This window comes from Armatimonadota bacterium (assembly GCA_017993055.1).
Taxonomy (GTDB): Bacteria; Armatimonadota; UBA5829; order DTJY01; family DTJY01; genus JAGONM01.
This window is the reverse complement of sequence record JAGONM010000034.1, coordinates 36,826-40,925: the sequence shown is the minus strand read 5'-3', so window position 1 is coordinate 40,925 and position 4,100 is coordinate 36,826. Positions and strand designations below refer to the sequence as shown.

Genomic DNA, 4,100 nt, shown 5'->3' with positions numbered 1-4,100 from the left:
GCCCTCGCCGCCGTTGCCATGATCCTGGTGTTCCAGTCCTTGGGCGATTCCCCCTGGTGATAGCTGCTAATCGCTCGGCACGCAGGACTCTTCAGCGATACTCGTCGAAAATACCCTCAACCACATCCGATCCCCGTTCGTAATCTCTATGAAGGCACAGTGAAGAGAGGCTGGAGGATTGGGACCATCCGATGCCGAGCTCGTACAGAGATGCCTCGCGGGTGACAACGCGGGCTTTGACCTGTTGGTGCGGAAGTATCAGCGGCAGGTCTACAGCCTCTGTTACCGCATGCTCGGCGACGCCGACGAAGCGGCCGACGCGGCCCAGGAGAGCTTCATCAAGGCGTACCATGCCCTGGAGTCGTTCCGGCAGGATGCTCAATTCCTTACGTGGATGTTCCGCATCGCTCGGAATGCGTGCCTCGATTCCGTCCGGCGGCGCGCCGTTCGTAAGGCGGATTCGATAGACGATGAGGACTCCGGCGCTAGCAGCCTCCCGTCTGATGCTCCTTCGCCGGAGGAGGCAGCGCTCCGGAGCGACGCAAAGAGGCGGCTGAACGCGGCGATCCTGGATCTGCCGGAGAGCCACCGCGCCGCGCTGGTGATGTTTCATTTCAGCGGCCTGACGATCAGCGAGATCAGCAAAGCCCTCGGCCGGCCCGAGGGGACCGTGAAATCCGATCTCCACCACGCCCGCGAGAGGCTCAGGCGGCGGCTGGAGGGAGTCGAGGTGTCACTATGAACTGCGACAAAGCAAGGGAGATTCTGAACACGCTCTTGGACGGTGAAGTTCATCCGGGTGAGTCGGAAGCGTATCGGCACTTGGATGAGTGTGAATCGTGCCGGGAATGGCACTCGAGCATGTCGGACATCTGTCACTCGCTCGATGCGGCGCGAGAGGACGTGCCGAACGTAGATATCGCCGCCGCGGTGATGGCGCGCCTGCCGGAATCGCATCCGGCGTCGAGGCGCGTGCCGGGAAGGAGCTATCCCGGGCTTATCCTGGCGTGGCTGGGCGCGTCCTGGCTACTCGGCCTTCTGATACTGGCGGCACTCGGAGTCGCGGTATACGGCTGGACGGCGTCCTGGTCGGCGGATCGGATTGTAGTTGGGGCGATCGCTCATGCCAAGACGGCTTCGGGCTTGCTCGGGATCGCGGCCCGGAACGCTCTATCTCTGCTGGAGGTTGCGATGAGAGTCGTTTCCGATGCGTCTCCCGCCATACTGTCCTTCCTCGCGTTGGACGCGCTGTTCCTTTTCGCGGTTCTCGTGATCATCTTCGGGCGTCGAAGGGTGACACAGACGTCCGTGCTATTCTGCTGAGCTATCTCTGAGTCTGGAGGTTTGTCGAATATGAAAACGATAGTTGCCAGAGTCTTGCTACTGCTGACCGTCGCGATCTGTGCTGCCGGCGTTTCGTCTGGCGCAAAGATCTACAGTGGCGAGGAGACGACCGTGTCATCTGTGAAGCTCGATGGCGCTGTCTCCGGGCAGCCCACGCACCGATTGGAGCTGTCGGGCGTCTGGAAGTTCCAAGTCGATCTGAAGAACTTAGGCCAGCAGAAGGGCTGGCAGTCCGCGAGCTTCGATGCTTCCAAGTGGCGCGATCTCACGGTTCCCGGCTCCTGGGAAGAGCAGGGGGTCAATCAGATCGACTACCAGTGGACACAGGACGACCTGAGCAGGCCATACAGCGGATATGCCTGGTACAGACGGTCTGTCACAATCCCGGCTGACTGGAAAGGTAAGGCCGTCTACCTGAATCTCGGCAGGATCGATGACAATGACTGGGTGTACGTGAACGGCGTTCTCATCGGCCAGACCTCCAACCAGGCTGCTCCGGCTGACACGCTCTATCGCTCGTATAAGGTGCCGGCGAGCGTCCTCAAACTCGGCCAACCGAACGTCATCGCTGTCCGGGTGCTCGATATTCGTGGCGAGGGTGGAATCGTCGAAGGGCCGGTTTCTATCACGAGCGGGAAGTCGGAGAGCGTCGAACCCGGGACGACCGGCCGACAGGGCTCAGAGAGAGTCGAGGTCGGCAGCAGCATAGTGGTCGCCAATAACGAGACGGTCAGCGATACCGTCGCGGTGATGGGCAGTGTGACGGTCCACGGTCACGTGACCGGCGACGCGGTGGCGGTGATGGGAAACGTCACCGTCATGCCCGGAGGCCGCATTGACGGAGATGCGGTGGCCGTCGGCGGGAAGGTCGTGAAGCAGGGGGATGGGTACATCGGCGGAGATACCCAGAGCGTGGGTTTCCCTTGGATCAGCGGTTACAGCCGGTTTCTCGGCGGTGGTTGGGAGGGTCTCGCCGCGTTCGGCCTGTTGATGTCTCTGGTCAAGGGGTTGCTGTTCATCATCCTTGCCGTGCTGGTGGTCGCCATGTTCCCGGTGCGAACGAGTATGGTTGCGGAGGCGGTGCTCGAGCGCCCGGGTCCCTCGATACTCTACGGTCTTGCCGGAGCCGTGCTGATTCTGCCGATCGCCCTGCTTCTGCTGGTATCCTGCGTTGGGATTCCCTTGATCGCTGTAGAGGTTCTGCTCGCCCTGGTCGCCTGGGTATTCGCCCGGATCGCGGTCGGTCTTGCGGTTGGACGGAAGGTCGGGGACGCTGCGAACAGGCCGATCTCAAGCGGCATTGCGGCGGCGGCTCTGGGCATCTTGATACTGACCCTGGTTGACCTTGTACCGTTTGCCGGTTCGCTGGCGGTGTTCGTTCTGACCCTGATCGGATTCGGCGCGGTGATCCTGACTGGCTTCGGCGCCTACGAAGACTGGTGGTCGGCGCGGGGGGCCCGGGCATCGGCTCAGGTCTCTCCTCCCAGCCTGCAGCCCCCGGCGCGGTAGGTTGCCCGTCCTTGCTCGGCTGTGCTATCATCGGGCTGCCGGGGATACTCCATTCCGCGGAGTCCTCGGCAGCCCGATTGCCATGTCGAAGCTCTTCGAACTGACCGGTATCCGCGCAGCCTACGATTCAGCCGACGTCCTGCGGGACATCGGCCTTCACATCAACGTCGGCGAGTTCGTCGGCATCGTCGGCCCGAACGGGTCCGGCAAGTCCACTCTCCTCAAGACGATGGTCGGCGCGCTTCGGCCCGCGAGCGGCACGGTATCTCTCGACGGTCGTAGTGTCTCCTCGATTCGCGGGCGCGATCTGGCTCGGAGGGTCGCCGTCGTGCCCCAGGACAGCCAGGTGGCCTTCGAGTTCACCGTCCTCGAAGTCGTTCTCATGGGCCGAGCGCCGCATCTTCGGCGCTTCCAGATGGAGAAACGGTCCGACCTCGACCTCGCCGCGGACGCCCTCACGCGCACGAACCTGCTGCAGCATGCCGACCGCAGGATTGGTGAGCTGAGCGGCGGCGAGCGACAGCGGGCAATGATCGCCCGGGCTCTCGCCCAGCAGACCGACGTCCTGCTCCTCGACGAGCCGACCGCCCACCTGGATCTGAGTTACCAGGTCGAGATCCTCGACCTGCTCAAGCGTGAGAACGAGTCTCACGGCAAGACCGTGGTTGTCGTCCTGCACGATCTGAATCTCGCGGCGGAGTTCTGCCACCGCCTAATCATGCTGAAGGACGGCAGAGTGTACGCCGACGGCATTCCCGCGGAGGTTATCACCGTCGAGAACGTGAGCGAGGTTTACGGCACGTCAGTCTGGGTGCGGAAACACCCGACCTCCGGCCGGCCCTACGTCCTATCTACCGGGAGCAGGGCGCTGATAGGGAAGCTCGCTGATTCGGACGATCGCCGGGCAATGAAGGCCCACGTTATCTGTGGCGGCGGCAGCGGTCTGCCGGTGTTCACGCGTCTGCTGGAGGCCGGCTGCGGAGTTACCGCCGGGGTTATCAATATCGGCGATTCCGACCAGGAAGCCGCCGAGTCGCTCGGCATCGAGTACGTCGAGGACGCGCCGTTCTCGCCTATCTCGGAGGCGGCTGAGAGAGCCAACTGGAACTTCATCTCATCGGCCGATGTCATAGTGGTGTCGGAGACGCCCTTCGGGTTGGGCAATCTCTCCAACCTGCGTCAGGCCGCGCAAGCTCTCGATCAGGGCAAGAGGCTTGCGGTGATAGGAAGGTCGGATGCCTATTCGG

Annotated in this window: 4 protein-coding genes; all 4 read left to right on the top strand. The window is 62.8% G+C overall.

The window, feature by feature from the left end:
- The first annotated feature begins 178 nt into the window (after positions 1-178).
- On the top strand, positions 179-742 hold the full coding sequence (locus KBC96_12300; GenBank protein MBP6965177.1) for a sigma-70 family RNA polymerase sigma factor: 564 nt from the start codon (positions 179-181) through the stop codon (positions 740-742).
- Complete coding sequence (locus tag KBC96_12295; GenBank protein MBP6965176.1) at positions 739-1,323, top strand: zf-HC2 domain-containing protein; 585 nt, start codon at positions 739-741, stop codon at positions 1,321-1,323. The genes KBC96_12300 and KBC96_12295 overlap by 4 nt, the downstream gene beginning before the upstream one ends.
- A gap of 30 nt (positions 1,324-1,353) precedes the next feature.
- Entirely contained in the window at positions 1,354-2,853 is a 1,500-nt protein-coding gene (locus KBC96_12290; protein MBP6965175.1) for a hypothetical protein, read from the top strand.
- Between the two features lie 82 nt (positions 2,854-2,935).
- The coding region (locus tag KBC96_12285) for a heme ABC transporter ATP-binding protein (protein ID MBP6965174.1) at positions 2,936-4,100 on the top strand (1,165 nt) is incomplete at its 3' end.

Coding starts and splice junctions, on each gene's coding strand:
- KBC96_12295 (MBP6965176.1), top strand. CDS start 739: ATGAACTGCGACAAAGCAAGGGAGATTCTGAACACGCTCTTGGACGGT.
- KBC96_12290 (MBP6965175.1), top strand. CDS start 1,354: ATGAAAACGATAGTTGCCAGAGTCTTGCTACTGCTGACCGTCGCGATC.